This window comes from Serratia sp. ID 25-353 (assembly GCF_054792795.1).
On the sequence record NZ_CM139236.1, the window covers coordinates 1,603,868 to 1,624,186 of the forward strand.

The following is a 20,319-nucleotide window of genomic DNA, read 5'->3' on the forward strand; positions in this document are numbered from 1 at the left end:
AATCAGCAAGCTAAGTACGACGGGCGCGCGTGGCACACAATGGGAATAATTACTGTATTTCGGCCGACATTAAGCAGCTATTATAATTAGCGTTTATGGTTAAGCGACGGTTCATCCGCCGCCTGTTCGTCTGTCTATCAGATAATGATGCTGAGCACTGAATTTATGTTAAAGCCTCGCCCGTTCCTGCTGTTGTTGTTATTGCTGTTGGGTTTGCAATTGACGCCGCTCGCCGCCGTCGCCGCCACCCAGGATGATCCCGCTGCCGAAAGCGCGCCCGATCCCGCTACGCAGCTGAAAGCCGCGCAAAAGCAGTTGGACAGCATGAAGCAGCTGGTTTCCAAAGCGACCACCGATACCCAGCTCAGCAAATTGCGGCTGGCGACCGACGATCTGGTCGCCGGCATGGAAAAGCTCGCCACCGATCTGCAGCCCGAGCAGGACAAACTGAAAGCGCAGCTGGACGTCCTGGGGCCGGCCCCGGCGGCCGGCGCGCTGCCGGAAACCCCGGCGGTAGCCCAGCAGCGCAACGCGCTGAACAACAGCAAGAAACAGCTGGACGATGCGGTAAAACGCGCGCAGGCCATCAAGACCAGCGCTTTCGATCTGGGGCAACAGATCGGCGATCTGCGCCGGGTGGCGTTTAAAACCCAGTTGGCGCTGAATACCGGCAGCATTTTGGGCATCAAATTCTGGGCGCCGGTGCTGCAGCCGTCCGAGAATGACGTGCAGCGGTTGGATCAGTTCAACGCCGAGATGAAAGCGGCCTGGGATGCCAGTTGGCAGGAGGAGTGGCGTTACGGCACGCTGGCGCTGTTGGCGCTGGCGGTGATTGTCTGGTCCTGGGGGCGCTATTTCTCCGAGCGTTTCCTCGCCTGGGTCAGCATCCGTTTCCTGCCGGACGGTCGTCTGCGCCGCAGCTTTATGGCGCTCGTCACCGTGGTGGTGACGGTGATCACCACCTCTATTGCGCTGAACCTGCTGTATTACGTCTTTGTTCGCGTGCAGCCGCTGCCGGTGATGCTGGAAGACTTCGCCGAAGGCTTCAACCGTCTGGGGATTTTCTGCGCGCTGATCGCCGGGCTGGGGCGTGCGGCGCTGTCGCTGAATCGCCCGTCGTGGCGTTTGGCTTCGCTGGACAATGAGGTGGCCGCCGGGCTGCGTTACTTCTCGCCGCTGCTGGCCGGCCTGGCGATGGCGTTCGGCACCGTGGAGCTGATCAACAACGTCGTCAGCGCCTCATTGGCCACCACCATCTTCGGCAACGGCCTGGTGGCGGGGCTGATCGGCATGGTGTTGCTGGCGGCGCCGCTGCGCGGCCAGCGCATTCGTCGCCGGCTGGAACAGCAGGGCGCGCACCTGGAAAAACGCACGCTGGTCGGCGGGCTGGTGCACATCGTCACCCTGGTCTGTTCGGTGGTGATCCTGCTTTCTCTGCTCATCGGCTATATCGCTTTCGCCCGCTTCCTGACCTACCAGCTGATCTGGGTGGTGCTGGTGCTGATGGCGTTCTATTTTATGGTGCTGTTCGCCACCGATTTGTGCGCCGCGCTGTTTTCGCCGCAGACCGTCAGTGGCAAGATGCTGAAGAAAACGCTCAGCTTCAAGGATCGCCATCTGGAGCAGATGGCGATCATCACCACCGCGCTGGCCAAATGTTCGCTGCTGCTGTTGATGATCGTCGCGTTGTTCAACGGCTCATTCGGCAGCACCACGCCGGGCTCGCTGATGAAGAAAATCGTCTCCATCCTGACCGGTGAAGGGCTGCAGCGTTTCAACATCGTGCCAGGTAACCTGCTCAACGCCGTGATCTGCCTGGCGATCGGCATCTATATTTTGCGCGCGGTGCGGCGCTGGCTGGGTTCTGAACTGCTGCCGAAAACCATCTCGGACGTCGGCATCCGCGCCTCGCTGGTGACGCTGTTCAGCAATATCGGCTATGTGCTGGTGATTCTGATCACCCTGGCGGCGCTGGGCATCCAGTGGAGCAACCTGGCGTGGATCGTCAGCGCCCTGTCGGTCGGTATCGGTTTCGGTTTGCAGGAGATCGTGAAGAACTTTATTTCCGGCCTGATCCTGCTGACCGAACGCCCGGTGAAGGTAGGGGATATGATCGGCATCGGCGGCGTGGAAGGCGACGTGCGGCGCATCAACGTGCGCGCCACCGAAATCCAGCTCAGCGACCGTTCCACCATGATCGTACCGAACTCGCAGCTGATCTCGCAGAACGTGCGCAACGCCACCATGGGCAACGCGCAAGGGGTAGTGACCATCGCGCTGACGTTCCCGACCTCTATCGATCCGGAGCAGGTGCGCAATATCTTGCTCAGCGCCTATAACGACTACGAAACCATTCTGGAAACGCCGGCGCCTTACGTGCGCTTTAGCCAGCTGGGGCCGGACGGCATTATCCTGAGCGTGACCGGCTACGTGCCGAGCCCGCGCATGGTCGGCGCCACCAAGAGCGAACTGCTGTTCAATATCCTCAAGCTGCTGCGCGCGCAGGAAGTGAGCCTGTCCAGCCCGCAGGAAGTGGTGTTTATGAAACAGCAGGCGACGCGATATCAGGCCAACGAAGAGGAACACTCCTCCTAGTCCTTCCTAAGGCGGCGGGCCATTAAGCGAAGGCCCGCCGAACGCGGCTAGTACATCGACGGCTCCACCGATTGCGAGCAGTCGCTGTTGGCGCTGGATTTGGTGCAGGTATAAGGCTCATTCGGCGATGCCGACGGCGCATTCGACGGGCCGCCGCCACCGCCGATACACCCACTCAGCATCAGCATCAAAAACACGAGAAGTAGTTTCTTCATCTCACCGTCCTCCATAGCAATTCCTTCTTTAAGTATATGTCGGGAAAGCGAACGGCACCGCTCGCCGGTGCTATCTATACAGCGGTATCTGTAGTGTCCTGATATCTCCCGATGACTTACGTGATACAGCAGACCATAAGTCCGCGGGTGGAGTCGCACACAAGACGGATCACTTTGGTATACAACGGTTGTACCGTTCGCAATATGTGTGTAAATCTGCACATTCGGCTCCTGGCTGTCTCTCTGCTATCGCTCCGTGATTGTCCATTAATGCACCTAATGCACCTAATGCACCGCACAGGGTAGTACGCCATACTGGTGGAAAACGTTATGCGACCAGTAAAAGTTGGGCAATAGCGCCGAGAAGCCGATCGCCGTTGGTCTAAATACTCGGGACATCGCCGATCCGTAATGTCTTCTGAACAAGCTGGAGGATTGCAGGAGTTTGATGAAGAACGCCTATGAAAAAGCCATCGAGCCGAAACCCGATCTGACGATGGGTTTCTTGCTGATGAAGCAATTTACGCTGGCTTCGGTTGCCGGTCTGGTGGAATCTTTGCGCTTTGCAGCGGACGAATCCTTCTCCAGCCGGCAGATTTTTTGCCAGTGGGAGTGGATGACCTGCGACGATCGGCCGGTCACTGCCAGCTGTGGTTTGCCCGTATCACCGACGGCGAAGCTCGATTTCTCCAGAGACTGGGACTATTTCGTGGTCGCAGGCGGATTGCTCGAAGAGACTCGCAACCCGCCAGAATGGTTGTTACAGGCGCTGCGGGATCTGCACGCCCGCAATATTCCAATCATTACGCTGTGCAGCGGAGCGTTCGTTGCCGGTAACGCCGGGCTGCTGGATGATCATCACTGCGCGATCCACTTCACTACCCGCGACGAGTTTCGGCTTCGTTTTCCAAAAGCCATTCCGGTAATCGACAAAACCTATATTAAAGACGGCGGGATTATCTCCTGTCCGGGCGGCATGGCAATTGACCTGGCGGCCGATCTGATCCGTCAGCATTGCGGCCTGGTACGCTCGCAGAAGGTACTGAAGTATCTTCTGATGGACGCGCCACAACCTGCCGGAAAGGCGAAGCAGAAAGCCCCGCTTAATGCACCGGATGTGTACGAGAACGAACGGGTCAGTAAGGTAATTGAATTTATGAAACAGCACCTTGATTCACCGATCCCGCTCGCCGACGTGGCGGATTTTGCGGGTGTAACCTTTCGTCAGCTCAATCTGATATTCACCAAATGCACTGGCTATTCAGCAGCCGTTTACTGGCGCAGTATGCGGCTGGAGCAGGCGCGGAAGCTGATGGCCGATTCAAGTAACAGTATTAACGACATTGCCACCGCGACCGGATTTTCGGACGCGTCGCATCTCATTTCGTGGTTTCGTAAGCAATACGGTGAGACACCGAGTTCGTTCCGCAAGCGACGTAGGGAAGTGGAAAAGTTGGTGAAGGAGTAAAAAGGGCTGCAGTTATGCAGCCCCGGTGAATCAAAGAGAGTGCCGTTTCGGTATTACCCCCTGCATTGAAACCTTGTTACGCGGAGGTTCATCCTCTAACGAGGAGGCATCTTCCAGACTGCGTGCATTGGTTTCCGGTGCCATGAACCACGACACTATCAGACCAAAGAAAGTGATCGCTGCAGCGATATACATCGTCGGACCAATCCCAATATTCTGTAGAGAAAGCGGCACCAGCCAGGTACCCACCGCCGCGCCGATGCGCGACAGCGACGTCCCTACGCCTACGGCACCGGCGCGAATTTCAGTCGGGAAGATCTCATTGGGATAGACCAACTGCAGCACCTGCGCTCCTCCGATGAACAGCGCGTACAGACCGAACATCAGCAGGATCACCGCAGACGGCCCATCACGCAGAAAGCCTAGCAGCAACAGCGCAAGGCCTGACCACAGGAAACTGTGCAGCAGCAGCTTACGGCGTCCCAGGACATTAATCAGGCGAGTCGCGATGACGCAGCCCACCACGAACAGCAGGGTAATAGCAACCGACCCGTAGGATGCCCAGCCGCCTCTAAGGTGCAGCGCATCCAGCACCTTAGGGGCAAAGGCATAGACGGCAAATACCGGAATGACGGAGCAGGTCCAGAAAATCGCCACAAACGCCATGCGCTTGCCGTAACCGGAGTGGAGCAGGTTGGCAAAGGAGAGGTTTTTGCTTTCAGCCTGCACCGGTAAGTTATCCAGACCAAATTCAGGGCCGTAAACGCGGCGGATGATCGCCTCTGCCTCGGCATGGCGGCCTTTGCTTAACAGCCAGCGCGGGGATTCCGGGGTGCCCAGACGCACGATGAACAGCACCGCGCCAATGATGGCCGTACTCGCCAGCGTCAGGCGCCAGGCGTCAGGTCCACCAAAATTAAGAATGGCTTCGCCGGCCAGGTACGCCACGGCTGCGCCCGCGAACCAGAGGATGGTCAGCGTCGCGAGGCAGGGGCCACGGTTTTTCTTCGGCAGAAACTCCACCAGGAAAGCGGTCGCGACCGGGTATTCAATCCCGACGGCGACGCCATTCATAAAGCGCAGCGCAAACAGCACTTCACCGCTTTGCACCCAGTATTGCGCCAGAGAGCAGACGACAAACAGCGTCGGCCCAACGAAATAGAGTACGCGGCGGCCAAGACGGTCAGTCAGCGCACCGCCGATAAAACCACCGAAGAAGATACCGATCAGCGCCGAGGCGGCAATCAATCCTTCCCAGAATGCGTTCAGGCCGAGTGCTGGGGAGACTTTCATCATGGCGATGCCGATAATACTGAGCACGTAGCCATCGACAAAGGATCCACCTCCCGAACGCACGGTCAGCAACCGGTGAAAGCGGTTAAGGGGGACATCTTCTACAGAAATGGTATTTGACATGGTAACTCCTGTCTTTCCCCGATGTCGTCGGATTAACGACCTGCAACGGGTACACGAAACCATTGCCGCTAATCCGACGATCGCGGTTTAAATGTAGGTGAGTTAATATTGTTGAAGCGAACGTAATGAATATTTTTTCTGTTAATTTCGGTCGTTCATTATAAATACTCCTCCGGTGCAGGATGGTCGGGTAAGATGTTTTTATTGTTAGGGTCTTACTTACTTTCTTTTATTGCAGGTGAGGCTTTCGGCGCAGTGCTGCGGGTAGACCACCAGCAGAGCAGCGAGCCCAGACTCACCATGGCAGTGCCTTGCCAGAACGCGATGTTCAGGTGTGACTTCAACATAACCGCAGCCAGTACCGCCGAGATAATCGGGATAAAGTACGAAGCGGCCGCCAGCACTGTCACATTGCCGTGTAGAATGCCGACGTTCCAGGCGGCATAACCAAACCCCATGGCGATGGCGGCCAGCAATAAACTTATCCATGTATGCCAGGAGAGAATAAATTCTGGTTGCGGTGAAATGAGGTATTTCCCCCATAACGTTAGTGCGGTCAAAATAAAGAACAGGGTAATGCCGTTATTGCCATTGGCGATGATTTTGGTGACCACGCAATATATTGCCCAAATAATGGCACCACTAAATGCCAGGCCATAACTGAGCGGATTTTCCATTACGTTATGGGTCATCTCCGTGAAAGAGAAACCCCGTTCGCCTCCTAATACCCGGCAAATTCCGGCGACGGCTAAAATGACGCCTGGAATAATCAGCGGGCTGGTCTTTTGTCGGTTCACGATAACCGACAGTAATATGGTCATACTCGGCCAGAGATAGTTCACCATCCCGACCTCAATTGCCTGACGGCCGGAATGGGTGAAGCCCAGCGACAGCGACAGACAGAGTTCATAACAGACAAACAGGATGCTGCCGAGGATCAGATAGCTCGGTGGAAACAGCCGCAATTTCGGGAAGCCAACGGTGAATAACAGCAGGACTGCGCTACAGGTGTAGATCAGCGCCGCGCCGCCCACCGGGCCGAAACCTTCGCTCACGCTTTTGATCAACCCAACGATCGCGCTCCACAGCAGGATGGCTATCAGTCCGATGAGCGTCGCTTTTTTCTGGGGCATACCCTGTACCTCTGTTTACATTTTCATCACAAACGAAGCCGTTTGCTGTTAAATTCTGGTTAAATCCTGCCTTAAAGCTATGCCTCCGTTTTGGCGCTGTAAATATGCCTCAGGAGGCAAAAATTCCGGAATGTGATCGTTATCTGAAATCATGTAGAAAATTACTACGTCAAAAACTAAATTTTAACTAATTGATTTTTAAAAATTAAAAATTAAATTCGTGTAGAATTTTTCTATTCATTGGTATTTATGTTGTATTTTTAATGTATACAAAAAATATTCATTCATTGACCCCTTTCACATCCGTGTGCAAATTCTTAACAAACGCAGCCTGGCGGGCTGCTGAACAGACCATCACGGTCGTGAATTCCCTTGGAGGTTATCGTGTTGACATTTGAAGGTATCTACACCCCGGCAATTACCCCTTACGCGGCCGATGGCAGTATTGATTTCGCCCGCTTTGCGGATGTGCTGGAATCCCTGATTGAAGGTCGAGTTCACGGCATCATCATTGGCGGTTCAACCGGCGAATACTATGCCCAGAGCGCCGAAGAACGTAAGGCGCTGGCCGAGCATGCGCGTCAAGTCATTGGCAACCGTCTGCCGCTGATTGTTGGAACCGGGGCAATCCGCACCGAAGATGCGGTGGACTACGCGAAGCATGCCCGCGAGATTAAAGCCGACGCTATTCTGGTGACCTCGCCGCCGTACGCGCTGCCTACAGAGCAGGAAAACGCCCATCACGCGCTAACAGTGGATAAAGCCGCGCAGCTGCCGATCATGCTCTACAACTACCCAGGCCGTATGGGGATCACCATGGGTGAAACCTACTTCCACGAGGTAAGCCGCTCGTCCAACGTGGTCGCCATTAAAGAAAGCTCAGGCGATTTCAATAACCTGCATTTGCTGGCCTGTAAATTTCCGAACATTGCGCTTTCCTGCGGCTGGGACGATCAGGCGCTGGAGTTCTTTGCTTGGGGAGCACGCAGCTGGGTGTGCGCCGGTTCTAACTTTATTCCGCGTGAGCACGTGGCGCTGTATGAGGCTTGCGTGGTGGAAAAAGATTTCGCGAAAGGCCGAAAAATTATGGCCGCCATGATGCCGTTGATGAACTTCCTCGACGGCGGCAAGTTTGTGCAGTCCATCCGCTATGGCTGCGAGCTGAACGGCCTGACCTCGGGTCAGGTGCGTGCGCCGCTGCAAAGTCTGGACGAAGAAGAGAAAGTGCAGCTGAAAGCGGTGATTGCCGGGGTGAAACGCAACGTAGCTGCGGTCACGGCGGCGTAAGGGGGCAGGATGAAACAGCTTCAGACACTCAACGAAGTAACGCGCTTGGCGCATGAACTTACGCTTCCTGACAAGGCGTTTATCAATGGCCGTTTCGCCCCGGCGCATTCCGGTAAAACCCTGACGACGTACAACCCGGCGACCGGTGAAGCCATCGGAAATCTTGCATCCTGCGATGAATCCGACGTTAACGTGGCGGTGAGCGCGGCTCGCATAGCCTTTGAGGCCGGAAGTTGGAGTAAGTTGGCTCCGGGCGAACGCAAGGCGGTGCTGCTAAAACTGGCGGCGCTGATGGAACAGCAGCTCGCATCGCTGGCGGTGCTTGAAAGCCTCGACAGCGGCAAGCCGGTCAGCGAGTGTCTGGCAGTGGACGTACCGGAGACTATCCATGTGCTGAAGTGGCATGCGGAAGCCATCGACAAGCTTTACGATCACACGGCGCCGGCAGGCAATAATGCGATGGCGCTGATAGTACGTGAACCGATAGGCGTAGTGGGCTGCGTTCTGCCGTGGAACTTCCCGCTACTGATGCTCGCCTGGAAAATTGGCCCGGCGTTGGCGGCAGGGTGTTCGGTGGTGGTGAAACCGGCTGAACAGACTTCTCTGACGTCGCTGCGCGTGGCTGAACTGGCGTTTGAAGCGGGCGTTCCTGTGGGCGTGTTGAATATTGTGACCGGGACCGGAAAAGAAGTCGGCGAGCCGATTGGTTTGCATCCGGATGTTGATATGGTGAGCTTTACCGGGTCCACCGCGACCGGACGTCGCTTCCTGCACTATGCGGCGGAATCCAATCTCAAAAAGGTCGTGCTGGAGTGCGGTGGCAAAAACCCGGCGCTGGTGTTTAACGATGCCGACGATATCGCTGCGGTTGCCGGACATGTGCTTAACGGTGCGTTCTGGAACATGGGCGAGAACTGCTCCGCGACCTCGCGCCTGCTGGTGCAGGAAGAAGTGAAGGAGACGCTGTTGGCGGAGATGGCGAAGCAACTCGGCAGCTGGACGATGGGTAACCCGTTCGATCCGCGCAATCGGCTGGGTGCGATGATCTCTCCAGAGCACTTTAGTAAGGTGAGCCGTTATCTTGATATCGCGCGCCAGGAAGGGTTACCTATTCTGCACGGAGGTAACACGAAGCAGGGGGCTTACGTGCAGCCGACCATTATCGATGGCGTGACGCCGGAAAGCGCGCTGTTCCGGGAGGAGATCTTCGGCCCGGTGCTGTGCGTCACCACGTTTAAAACCGAAGCCGAGGCCATCGCGCTGGCCAACGACACCCCATACGGACTGGCGGCATCGGTTTATACCGGCAAGCTTAATCGCGCCATTCGCGTTTCTCGCGCTATTCGCGCCGGAACAGTGACGGTGAACTGCTTCGGAGAGGGGGACGCAACCACGCCGTTTGGCGGCTACAGGCAGTCCGGTTTTGGCGGTCGCGATAAATCAGTGTTTGCGCTTGACCAGTACACCGAGCTGAAGACCATCTGGGTTGATGTTGCTGAAGACGACGCCTGAAGCCGTGCTTAGCGGCCTGGAAGACAGAATTCATTTCTATTTCTGTCTTCTGGTGGCGGTGGGGCTGTCGAAGAAGCTGGGACGCATTACCGCTAACCGGCAAAAAAATGCCTTTATTATTAAATGGCTAAAGAATGCTCGGGAGATGGGATCTTTCCATCAACGCGCCGACAGTGAAATTGTCTGGCTGCGTGGGGAGATCCTGCGTCATTCGCCCGATCGGGATCCGGAACCGGTTCTGATGCTCATTTACCGGACAGCCAGTAAAATGCACAGAACGTGATCGCCGTTGCGGATAAATTTTGCCGTAGCTTACCTTTATCTGTAGGTTAAGCAGCATCATAGTTAAGTATCACGGGTCGATTTTCAGGAGGCGGTAATGAGAACGGGTAAGACAGCGCTGTACGAGGATCTCAAGCGGCTTATCTTAACGATGGAACTCGACCCGGATGCGCTGCTGGATGAAGCCAGTCTGACCGCTCAGTACGGCCTGTCACGGACACCGGTGCGCGAAGTGTTTCAGCGCCTGGCAGGTGAAGGGTATCTCGAGATCGTTGAAAAGCGTGGCGTCCGCGTGATCCCCATGAGCCATGCCACGCTGCGCAACTTCTTCCTCGTGGCACCGATGATTTATGCAGCCACCGGGCGCCTTGCAGCTCAGCACTACAAACCCGCGCAGTTGAAGGCGCTTAAAGAGACGCAAAAGCGCTTTCGCAAAGCGGTTCAGAGCCATGATGCCGAAGCGCTGGCTCTGGAGAACAACCGCTTTCACGAGATCATGGGGGAAATGGCGGCTAACCCCTATTTGCAACCGAGCCTCGGACGCTTGCTGATCGATCATTGCCGTATCGGTCACACGTTTTTCCGTCCACGTAATGATGACATGGAGCGGCGTTTACAGCTGGCTGCCGATCATCACGATGCATTTATCGTCGCGCTGGAAGCGCACGATGAGCAGGCGGTGGTGGATCTGGTGTTCGAACACTGGGAACTCTCTCGGGAAAACATGGAGATCTTTATTGCGCCGCAGGCGCTTAAGGCTGATGAGCGCATCCAGTCACCTGAATAACCTCACCTGATAACGTGCCTCCAGGCGTTCGCTGGGGGCCTATTTTCAAATCGTCGCACGCCCTGAGCGTTACTCGCGCGGGGCTTTGCCACGTCGTAATTAACCGGAATTTAACTATTTTTATACTTGTTGTATACGTGGGATATTCATCACGTATTCATTTTTCCGGCATGGATAACATGAGTCCATACCGCGCTTACTGACCTGCTAAGCGCAAAGAAAAATAACAGCGAACCGGAGTAAACAGCGTGCAAAAGATCACTTCTCTCCCTGCTGATGACGCCCTGCCAGGGTGGTATCACACCAGCCCATCACGCCCCCCACGGCCTGCTCACGTGGGGCAAAAACAGGCTCGCTGGGCTATTGTAGGGGCTGGGTTAACCGGGCTGGCAGCCGCCCGCCAGATGGCGATCCACTTTCCTGACGATGAAATTGTACTGATTGAAGCACAGGAAGTGGGCTATGGCCCCTCCGGACGCAATGCGGGTTTTGCTATTGATGTACCGCACGATATCGGCGCGAAGGATTACATCGGCGATGTCAGAACCGCCAGGCTTATCCTGCAGCTCAATACGCTGGGGCAGAACTATCTGCGTGCTATTGTGCAGGAGCACGGAATTGAGTGTCAGATGTCAGAATCCGGGAAATACCAAGCTGCGGTGGGCGAGCAGGGCGTAGCGATTCTTGAGGCCTACCGCCGTGGGCTAGAGAAGATTGGCCGCGAAACGCAGATGATAACGGGCGAGGATCTATCTGACCACATCGGCACCCGTTACTACAAACAGGCGCTTTATATTCCCGGCACGATCCTGCTGCAACCGTCGGCGTTGGTGAAAGGGCTGGCGAACAATCTGCCATCGAACGTGACGCTTTACGAGTATACGCCGATCACGGCTATTAATTATGGTGACAAAGTGACGCTGGTGCATGACAAAGGCAGCATCTCGGCGGATAAGTTGATTCTGGCGAACAACGCGTTTGCGTCACACTTTGGCTTCCTGCGCGGACGCCTGCTGCCGACCTTCCTATATGGCAGTCTGACCCGCCCGCTGACAGTCGACGAGCAGGCCCAACTAGGCGGCAAGCCGGTCTGGGGGGTTATCCCCGCGCATCCGTTTGGCAGCACCGTCCGGCGGACGGTGGATAACCGTATTCTGGTGCGCAACAGCTTCAGCTTCCATCCAGATGGCCACCCGCGCGAGCACCATCTTAGGCGCTTTATCGTTAACCACCGTAAATCCTTTGAGCGTCGCTTCCCGATGCTTAACCAGGTTGATTTCGCCTATTCCTGGAGTGGGGCGATTTGTCTGTCGGAGAATCATGAGGGTTTTTTCGGCCAGCTGGCACCCAACGTGTACGGCGCGCTGTGCTGTAACGGGTTGGGCATCACTCGCGGCACGGCCACCGGCAAACTGCTGGCGGATATGATTGCCGGTGAGAGCAATGAGTTGATCGACTTCCTTGTGGCGTCACCGGGCCCGAATAAAACCCCGCCAGAGCCTTTCCTCTCCGTTGGCGTTAATTCGGTACTGAAATGGGGACAATATAGAGCAGGCCTGGAGGTTTAGTCTTTCTCACCCGAACCATGATCATGACCAAGCCGATTTACAAAACCATTCATTTGAGACATTTCTCGGTTGGACCAGGGCTGCTGTTGCCGCCCTGGCAAACGTAAATTCTCGCCGATGTGATGCCGCCGCCTGCGCGTTGACGTGCGCTGTTCTATGCTGGAGGCGGGGCATTTTGACATCATCGGGAGGGCTTCATGAGCGAAAGCATCGTGGTCAGGCCGCTGGAAGCGCGGGATTACGCCGCCTGGCTGGCGCTGTGGCGAGGGTATAACGCATTTTACGGCCGTGAGGGAGCCACGGCGCTGCCGGACGAGGTGACGCAGACCACCTGGCGGCGTTTTTTCGACGCCTACGAACCGATGTTTGCGCTGGTCGCGGAGCATCAGGGTCAGGTGGTCGGGTTGACACACTATCTCCTGCACCGCAGTACCAGCCAGCTGCAGCCTAACTGTTATCTGCAGGATCTGTTCACTGCGGAGACGGTGCGCGGCAAAGGCGTAGCACGGGCGCTGATCGCGGCGGTCTACGAGCGTGCGCAGCAGCTGGGGTTGCCGCGCGTTTATTGGAATACCCACGAAACCAACCAGACCGCCATGCGGCTGTACGACAAGGTGGCGGAGCGCCCCGGTTTTGTGATGTACCGCAAGGCGCTTTGACGTGGGGTGAAAAAATCTCCGCTCATTGCCCAATCTTATTTTATTTTTTATGAAAAAGGCGGCGATTTTTGCCGGTAACAGGCCGGCTGGGGCGCGGAATGCTCAGAGTGGCGCGGCCGCTTCAGCAGTTTCTGCGCCAGACGAGTAACTGCTATCAATACATTGATACACAAATGTATTTTCCCTTAATGAATAAACAGGTGCTCGGGCCGCCAAAACTGGCAATAATAGGCGGGTCGGCCGCTTATCTTCTCCTCATCGTCGACGGTTGTGACACGAACAAATTGTCACCTTACGCAGCAGAAGTCTCTGGATCCAAGATGCAAACCACCTCGTTGTCCGATACCCGGAAAATCTGGCCCGCACTCACCGTCTTTTTATTGGTGTTCGCAGTTTGCCTGTTGGGCATCGTCAGCCGTCCCGTCGGATTTTTGGCGGTATTCTGGCCGGTCAACGCCGTATTGCTGGCGGTTCTGGTACGCCGTCCGCAGTGGGCCACGCGCGCCGGCTGGGGCATGGCGGTGCTGGGGTATCTGGCGGCGGATCTGTTGACCGGCAGTTCGCTGCAAAAAGCGTTGCTGCTGAACGCCGCCAATCTGACCGGCGTGGTGGTGGGGCATCTGCTGTTCATGCGGCTGTCGCCATCGGCGCGCACGCTGCAGCGTGGCGCCTCCAGCATGTACCTGTTCGGTATCTGCCTGGCTGCCGCCGCCGCGACCGGCGTGGTGGGCGCGGCGGCCTCGCAGTGGCTGTTCGGCAGGCCCTATTTGACCTCGCTGGCGCTGTGGTTCTCGTCCGAATTTACCAACTACGTCACGCTGATGCCGTTCATTCTGGCGTTTCCCGCCGATTGGCGGCATCGCCTGCGCGCGACCTGCGCCATGCTGATGCAGCGCAGCCAATGGCCGCATGCGGGGGGGAAACTGGCGGTGTTGGCGCTGCTGGCGCTGGCGGCGGTCTGCAGCGTGCTGATCGGCGGCCCCGGCGCAGTGATCTTTCCAATGCCGGTGCTGCTGTGGCTGGCGATGTCCTTTTCGCTGTTCAGCACCATGATCGCGGTGCTGGTTTATGTGCTGTGGTGCCATCTGGCGATCGATTTCGGGTTGCTTAGCACGACGCTCGACATGAAGGTGCTGCAGAACACGGTATCGATGCGCCTGGGCATCGCGCTGCTGGCGCTGGGGCCGATCGCCGTCGCCAGCATGAACTATGCGCGCAATGCGCTGCTGCGCACGCTGGAGCACGTGGCGAATCACGATGCGCTGACCCACGTGCTGACGCGCAATGCGTTTATGCAGCGCGGCGAGCGGGTGATTGATCAAAAGGGTGAGCTGGTGTGCGTCATGATGCTCGATATCGACTATTTCAAATCGATTAATGACCGTTTCGGCCACGACGGTGGCGATCAGGCGCTGATGGCCTTTACCCGCGCCATCGCCGCCGATCTGAGCGTCGATGACCTGTTCGGCCGCATGGGTGGGGAAGAGTTTGCCATCGTCTCGACGCTCGGCCAGCCGCAACAGGGGTTGCTGCTGGCTGAACGGCTGCGGCAACGCATTGAGACGGAATCGATCACCATGCCGGCCGGCCATCCGCTGCAGATCACCGTCAGCATCGGCATGGTGACCTGTCTGGGCGGTTCCGGCCACAGCCTGACCGACCTGCTCAAACTGGCGGATCTGGCGGTATACAAAGCGAAAAACGCCGGCCGTAACCGGGTTGCCACGCCGGAATCTTACCTGCCGAACGATCCTGACCGCTGAACTTCCGATCCGGGCCGCGCGCCTGCCGTCTAAACTGGTAGGGGAGCGCGGGCAACGTTGCCCGTGCTGAACCGACTGTCCTTAATCAGACAAGAGGATACCAGAATGAAATACGTAGACGGGTTTGTGGTGGCGGTGCCGGCCGCCAACAAGGAGGCTTATCACCGGCTGGCGGCTGCAGCGGCGCCGCTGTTCAAAGAGTTTGGCGCCACGCGCATCGTAGAGTGTTGGGGCGATGACGTGCCCGACGGCAAACTTACCGACTTTCGCGGCGCGGTGAAGGCGCAGGAGGGCGAAGTGGTGGTGTTCAGCTGGATAGAGTATCCCTCCAAGGCGGTTCGCGACGCCGCCAACGAGAAAATGATGAACGATCCGCGCATGAAGGCGCTGGGCGAGATGCCGTTTGACGGCAAACGCATGATCTTCGGCGGGTTCGCGCCGATCCTCGATGCGTAAAGGAGGCGCAGATGGCCAGAATTACGCAACATCTGTGGTTCGAAAAAGACATGGAAGCGGCGCTGAATTGCTATGTCGCGCTGATCCCCGGTTCGTCTGTGAACTGGTTTTCCGATCTGCCGGCGGATACGCCGAGCGGCCCGGCCGGCAGCGTGAAGCTGGCTTCCTTCACCCTGGGCGACCAGCGCTATGCGGCGATCGAAGCCGGACCGTTGGATCCGTTCAATCACAGCTTCTCCGTGATGGTGGAATGCGACGATCAGGCGGAGGTCGACCGGCTGTGGGACGCGTTGAGCGGGGGCGGTGAGGCGGAGCAGTGCGGCTGGCTGCGCGATCGTTGGGGGCTGTGCTGGCAGATCGTGCCGCGGCGCCTGACCGAGTTGATGAACGATCCCGACGCCGCCCGCGTGCGGCGGGTCACGGAAGCGATGCTGCTGATGGACAAAATCGACATCGCCGGCCTGGAAGCGGCGGCGCGGGGCTAGCGGAAAGAGAACGAGGAAGAGAAAGGATGCATCGAGAGCGGCACAGTATTGAACGCATCGGCTGGCTGCGGGCGGCGGTGCTCGGCGCCAACGACGGCATCGTCTCAACGGTCAGCCTGCTGCTGGGCGTGGCGGCGGCCAGCGCCTCGCATTCCGCGCTGATGATCGCCGGCGTCGCCGGGTGGGTGGCGGGCGCGATGTCGATGGCCACCGGCGAGTACGTGTCGGTGTCGTCGCAGGCGGACACCGAAAAGGCCGCGCTGGCGGAGGAACAGGCGGAGCTGCTCGAAGACTATCCGGGGGAGTTCCGCGAACTGACGTCTATCTACGTGCATCGCGGGCTGGACCCGGTGCTGGCCCGGCAGGTGGCGGAAAAGCTGATGGCGCATGATGCGCTGGAGGCCCACGCGCGCGACGAACTGGGCATTTCCGCCGCCACGCGCGCCCGGCCGCTGCAAGCCGCGTTGGCATCGGCCCTCAGTTTCTCTCTCGGCGCGCTGTTGCCGCTGCTGGTGGCGCTGTGGGTGCCGGTTGCCTGGACACGGCCGGCGCTGGTGGCATCGGCGCTGATGTCCCTCGGCATTCTCGGCGGCATCGCCGCGAAAACCGGCGGTGCGCCGATCTTGCCGGGCGTGGCGCGTATCCTGATCTGGAGCGCCCTGGCGATGGCGGTCTCCTCCGGCGTCGGCATGCTGTTTGGCGTCGCGGCCGGGTAGCGCCGTGTTTGCATTAATCTGGTACACCTCAAGCTCAGTATTTATCATTTGTCAGCCGCCGGCGTTCACGGCATGGTGACGGCAACGCCAAATCAGTCAGGGACTCTTATGCAAAAATCACAGATTCAACCGTGGATTGCGCAGCATCCGCTGTTGCAACGAATGGTCGCCCTCGAGCCGATCACCTGGTTCAATCCGCGTGCGACAACGCTGGCCGCAGGCTTGCCCCATGTTGGCCTGACCGCCGCCGACGTCGCCGAAGCGGAGCAGCGCCTGGTGCGCTTCGCGCCTTATCTCGCCGCGGCCTTCCCCGAAACCCAGCCCACTGGGGGGATCATCGAATCGGAGCTGGTGGCGATCCCCGCCATGCAGCAGGCGTTGGATCGGCGCTATGGGCAGACGTTGGGCGGGCGCCTGCTATTGAAAAAGGACAGCCATCTGCCGATCTCCGGCTCAATCAAGGCGCGCGGCGGCATCTACGAGGTGCTGACGCACGCGGAGACGCTGGCGCTGGAGGCGGGGCTGCTGCAGACCGGCGACGACTACGCCCGGCTGTTTTCCGACGAGTTTCGTCAGTTCTTCCGCCAGTACCGCATCGCCGTCGGCTCGACCGGCAACCTGGGGCTCTCGATCGGCATCATCAGCGCGCGGTTGGGGTTTGACGTCAGCGTGCACATGTCGGCGGATGCGCGGGCGTGGAAAAAGCAAAAGCTGCGCGATAACGGCGTAACGGTGGTGGAGTACGCCGAAGATTACGGCGTGGCGGTCGAGCAGGGGCGCAAACAGGCGGCGAACGATCCGCGCTGTTTCTTTATCGACGATGAAAACTCGCAAACCCTGTTCCTCGGCTACGCGGTGGCCGGCGGCCGCCTGAAGCGGCAGTTCGCCGAACAGGGCATCGTGGTGGACGCGCAGCATCCGCTGTTCGTGTATCTGCCGTGCGGCGTTGGCGGCGGGCCGGGCGGCGTGGCGTTTGGCCTCAAGCTGGCGTTCGGCGATCACGTTCACTGCATTTTCGCCGAGCCGACCCATTCGCCCTGCATGCTGCTCGGGGTTTACAGCGGGCTGCATGACGGCATTGCGGTGCAGGATCTTGGCATCGACAACCGCACCGCGGCGGATGGGCTGGCGGTGGGGCGCGCCTCCGGCTTTGTCGGCCGGGCGATGGAGCGCCTGCTAAGCGCGTTCTATACCCTGAGCGACGAAGAAATGTTTGCGCTGCTCGGGTTGTTGGACAGGCACGAGCATCTCCAACTGGAGCCGTCCGCGCTGGCTGGTATGGCCGGGCCGTGGCGTGTTGCAGCCCATGCGAAGGCGCTCAGCGAGCAAGGCATCAGCGCCGAGAGTCTGGCGCAGGCGACGCATCTGGTGTGGGCGACCGGTGGCGGCATGGTGCCGCCGGCGGAAATGGCGAAGTATCTCGCCGCCGGGCAGACGGCGGATTAAGGCGCAGTAAAAAGGGGCGAAAATCGCCCCTGATTGTCTGTCGTGCGGTTACAGCTGTTCGCCGTTGCTGGCGATCACCCGGCGATACCAGTCGAAGCTCTTCTTGCGCGAACGCTCGAGCGTGCCGGTGCCGTCATCATGCTTGTCGACGTAGATGAAGCCGTAGCGTTTGCTGTACTCGCCGGTGGTGAATGACACGCAGTCGATGCAGCCCCACGGCGTATAGCCGATCAGGTCTACGCCGTCTTCAATCACCGCTTTTTTCATCTCTTCGATATGGGCGCGCAGATAGTCGATGCGGTAGTCATCGTTGATCCGGCCGTCCGCTTCCACCTTGTCGAAGGCGCCGAAGCCGTTCTCCACGATAAACAGCGGCTTCTGGTAGCGTTCATACAGCACGTTCAGCGAATAGCGCAGCCCGACCGGATCGATCTGCCAGCCCCAGTCGGAGGCCTTGACGTGCGGGTTCGGCACGTTGCCCGGGAAGCCGAACATGCCGTCGCTGCCGTCCACCGCGTTAGCCTGCAGGGCGTTGCTCATGTAATAGCTGAAGCCGATGTAGTCGGTGCAGCCTTCGCGCAGGATCTGCGCGTCCTGTGGCTGCATCTCGATTTTCAGCCCTTTGCGTTCCCAATCGCGCAGCAGGTAGCTTGGGTAGTAGCCGCGCATCTGCACGTCGGTGTAGAGATAGCGTTGGTGCATCGCCTCGACGGCGTACATCACGTCGTCCGGCTTGCAGGAATACGGGTAGAACGGCACGCAGGCCAGCATGCAGCCGATCTTGAATTCCGGATTGATCTGATGACCGAGTTTGACCACCTGCGCGCTGGCGACGAACTGGTGGTGCAACACCTGGTACAGCGCCTGTTCCGGGTTGTCTTCCTGGGTGTAATCCACGCCGGAACAGCAGTAGCCGAACAGTGGATAACGGTAGTTGCTCTGGTTGTTGATCTCGTTGAAGGTCATCCAGTACTTCACTTTTTCGCGGTAGCGGCGCATCACCACCTCGCTAAAGCGCACGAAGAACTCCACCACCCGGCGATTTTTCCAGCCGCCGTAGGCTTTCACCAAATGGTAAGGCATTTCGAAGTGGGACAGGGTGATCACCGGCTGGATGCCGTATTTCAGCAGTTCGTCGAACAGATCGTCGTAAAACTGCAGGCCGGCCTCGTTCGGCGCCGCTTCGTCGCCGTTCGGGAAGATGCGCGTCCAGGCGATTGAGGTGCGGAAGCATTTGAAGCCCATCTCGGCGAACAGCGCCACGTCCTGCTTATAGCGGCCGTAGAAATCCACCGCTTCGTGGTTGGGGTAACGGTAGCCGTCGAGCACGCCGTCGGTCATCACGCGATCCACGCCGTGCGAGCCGCCGGACAGCACGTCGGCGATGCTGGGCCCTTTGCCGCCCCGATCCCAACCGCCTTCAACCTGGTGCGCGGCGACCGCGCCCCCCCACAGAAAATCCTTCGGCAACTGTTTCATCGTCAATGTCTCATCGGTTTATTTAATGAAGGGTAATAACGCTGCGTTGAGAATAGAGTAGCAAGACCGAAAGAAATGTCACGATATAACAAATCACCGTGAAAAGTGATTTGTCACAATAAAAAAACAGCCTGTTTTATTTTGCCGAATTAATATGCCCGAGCCGTTTACCGATGGTTTCAATAATGTAAAGTACGGGGATCTGCGTGGTGATATTGTGATGCCCGCCGATCAAATGCTGCGGAACGTGGTAGGAGAGGTTGAAGTCCGCCAGCCGCGCCAGCGAAGAGGTTTCGTTGTTGGTGATGCTGATGATCTTGCAGTGGTGCAGGCTGAACTGGCTGGCCAGCCGCAGGATCTCTTCGGTTTCGCCGGTGACCGACAGCATGATCGCCACCGCGTTTTTATACATGTCGCTGTTGACGGGATAATAAGGATCGTCGATGTGGGTGCTGAATTTCCCGACGTTGGAAAAGAAACGCGCGCCGTATTTCCCCAATGCGCCTGAGGTGCTGATACCGACGAAAATAATCCGCTCGGCGGCGGCGATATGGTGCACCGCCTGATCGATCAGCTGATTAAACTCTTCGTTGCTGACGCTTTTAAAAAAGCTGAGGATTTCGCCGATGCCGGAATCGACCGGCGGCGCGTCGGTTTGTTCCAGGTACAGCTTGAAACGGATGCGAAATTCCGAATAGCCATCACAGCCCATTTTCTTGCAAAACCGCAGCACGGTGGTGGTGGACACGCCGGCGGCCTCGGCCAGTTCGCGGATGGTCATGTACATCACTTGATTCTTGTGTTTGCTGACGTAGGTATAAACCATCAGCTCCAGGGCGTTGAGCTCAGCGATTGCTTTATGGGTAAACATGAGTCGGTCCGGCGGCTGAAAACGGGAAGCTTATCTGCGGGTTAACATAGCAAAATTCACCGCTGCTGGCACTGCCAGGCAAAAAGAAAAGCCGCACCAGTCAGGCGCGGCCCAGGGTTCACGACGAACAAATAAAGCAAAACGTTCCGGAAGACATGCCATGAAAACGCGTTTCATCACA

18 protein-coding genes are annotated in these 20,319 nt (G+C 57.9%); 13 read left to right on the top strand and 5 right to left on the bottom strand.

Annotated elements, in window-relative coordinates; translation table 11 throughout:
- The first annotated feature begins 165 nt into the window (after window positions 1-165).
- Window positions 166-2,595 carry a DUF3772 domain-containing protein gene (locus tag ACYF6X_RS07720; protein ID WP_207221073.1) on the top strand — a complete coding sequence of 810 codons (2,430 nt, stop codon included), beginning with the start codon at window positions 166-168 and terminating at the stop codon, window positions 2,593-2,595.
- Window positions 2,596-2,642: 47 nt separating this feature from the next.
- Here ACYF6X_RS07720 and ACYF6X_RS07725 read toward each other — a convergent pair whose 3' ends face one another.
- Complete coding sequence (locus tag ACYF6X_RS07725; RefSeq protein WP_233221854.1) at window positions 2,643-2,810, bottom strand: hypothetical protein; 168 nt, start codon at window positions 2,808-2,810, stop codon at window positions 2,643-2,645.
- Window positions 2,811-3,258: 448 nt separating this feature from the next.
- Between ACYF6X_RS07725 and ACYF6X_RS07730 the strand changes: the two genes are divergently transcribed.
- The gene (locus tag ACYF6X_RS07730) at window positions 3,259-4,278 is read left to right on the top strand and encodes a GlxA family transcriptional regulator (RefSeq protein ID WP_130017307.1); all 1,020 of its coding nucleotides are present in this window, start codon (window positions 3,259-3,261) and stop codon (window positions 4,276-4,278) included.
- Between the two features lie 30 nt (window positions 4,279-4,308).
- On the opposite strand, the gene ACYF6X_RS07735 is transcribed toward ACYF6X_RS07730, so the two are convergent.
- A complete protein-coding gene (locus ACYF6X_RS07735; protein WP_130017308.1) occupies window positions 4,309-5,694 on the bottom strand; it encodes an MFS transporter in 1,386 nt (461 codons plus the stop codon).
- A gap of 215 nt (window positions 5,695-5,909) precedes the next feature.
- The gene (gene yddG / locus ACYF6X_RS07740) at window positions 5,910-6,827 is read right to left on the bottom strand and encodes an aromatic amino acid DMT transporter YddG (protein ID WP_130017309.1); all 918 of its coding nucleotides are present in this window, start codon (window positions 6,825-6,827) and stop codon (window positions 5,910-5,912) included.
- A gap of 384 nt (window positions 6,828-7,211) precedes the next feature.
- On the opposite strand from yddG, the gene ACYF6X_RS07745 reads away from it, so the two are divergent.
- The 11 genes from ACYF6X_RS07745 (at window position 7,212) to ACYF6X_RS07795 (ending at window position 17,788) form a co-directional block, all read left to right on the top strand.
- Window positions 7,212-8,114: a dihydrodipicolinate synthase family protein gene (locus ACYF6X_RS07745; protein ID WP_207221074.1), complete on the top strand. Its 903-nt coding sequence runs from the start codon at window positions 7,212-7,214 to the stop codon at window positions 8,112-8,114.
- A gap of 9 nt (window positions 8,115-8,123) precedes the next feature.
- Window positions 8,124-9,626 (top strand): aldehyde dehydrogenase, encoded by a 1,503-nt coding sequence (locus tag ACYF6X_RS07750; protein WP_130017310.1) that lies wholly within the window; start codon window positions 8,124-8,126, stop codon window positions 9,624-9,626.
- Window positions 9,604-9,909, top strand: a complete 306-nt coding sequence (locus ACYF6X_RS07755; RefSeq protein ID WP_165384359.1) for a hypothetical protein — start codon at window positions 9,604-9,606, stop codon at window positions 9,907-9,909. The genes ACYF6X_RS07750 and ACYF6X_RS07755 overlap by 23 nt, the downstream gene beginning before the upstream one ends.
- Before the next feature lie 96 nt (window positions 9,910-10,005).
- Window positions 10,006-10,695 (top strand): GntR family transcriptional regulator, encoded by a 690-nt coding sequence (locus ACYF6X_RS07760; RefSeq protein WP_130017311.1) that lies wholly within the window; start codon window positions 10,006-10,008, stop codon window positions 10,693-10,695.
- Between the two features lie 248 nt (window positions 10,696-10,943).
- A complete protein-coding gene (locus ACYF6X_RS07765; protein WP_130017312.1) occupies window positions 10,944-12,263 on the top strand; it encodes an NAD(P)/FAD-dependent oxidoreductase in 1,320 nt (439 codons plus the stop codon).
- Between the two features lie 197 nt (window positions 12,264-12,460).
- Window positions 12,461-12,922 (top strand): GNAT family N-acetyltransferase, encoded by a 462-nt coding sequence (locus ACYF6X_RS07770; RefSeq protein WP_126179781.1) that lies wholly within the window; start codon window positions 12,461-12,463, stop codon window positions 12,920-12,922.
- A gap of 320 nt (window positions 12,923-13,242) precedes the next feature.
- Window positions 13,243-14,685 carry a GGDEF domain-containing protein gene (locus ACYF6X_RS07775; protein ID WP_063989927.1) on the top strand — a complete coding sequence of 481 codons (1,443 nt, stop codon included), beginning with the start codon at window positions 13,243-13,245 and terminating at the stop codon, window positions 14,683-14,685.
- A 105-nt stretch (window positions 14,686-14,790) separates the two neighbouring features.
- Window positions 14,791-15,141 (top strand): DUF1428 domain-containing protein, encoded by a 351-nt coding sequence (locus ACYF6X_RS07780; protein WP_004938082.1) that lies wholly within the window; start codon window positions 14,791-14,793, stop codon window positions 15,139-15,141.
- An 11-nt stretch (window positions 15,142-15,152) separates the two neighbouring features.
- On the top strand, window positions 15,153-15,626 hold the full coding sequence (locus ACYF6X_RS07785) for a VOC family protein (RefSeq protein ID WP_130017313.1): 474 nt from the start codon (window positions 15,153-15,155) through the stop codon (window positions 15,624-15,626).
- A gap of 26 nt (window positions 15,627-15,652) precedes the next feature.
- Entirely contained in the window at window positions 15,653-16,342 is a 690-nt protein-coding gene (locus ACYF6X_RS07790; RefSeq protein WP_107226234.1) for a VIT1/CCC1 transporter family protein, read from the top strand.
- A gap of 108 nt (window positions 16,343-16,450) precedes the next feature.
- Complete coding sequence (locus ACYF6X_RS07795; protein ID WP_130017314.1) at window positions 16,451-17,788, top strand: D-serine ammonia-lyase; 1,338 nt, start codon at window positions 16,451-16,453, stop codon at window positions 17,786-17,788.
- Window positions 17,789-17,836: 48 nt separating this feature from the next.
- Here ACYF6X_RS07795 and ACYF6X_RS07800 read toward each other — a convergent pair whose 3' ends face one another.
- Window positions 17,837-19,273: a 6-phospho-beta-glucosidase gene (locus tag ACYF6X_RS07800; protein ID WP_130017315.1), complete on the bottom strand. Its 1,437-nt coding sequence runs from the start codon at window positions 19,271-19,273 to the stop codon at window positions 17,837-17,839.
- Between the two features lie 130 nt (window positions 19,274-19,403).
- Entirely contained in the window at window positions 19,404-20,138 is a 735-nt protein-coding gene (locus tag ACYF6X_RS07805; RefSeq protein WP_063989923.1) for a MurR/RpiR family transcriptional regulator, read from the bottom strand.
- Window positions 20,139-20,319 lie beyond the last annotated feature (181 nt).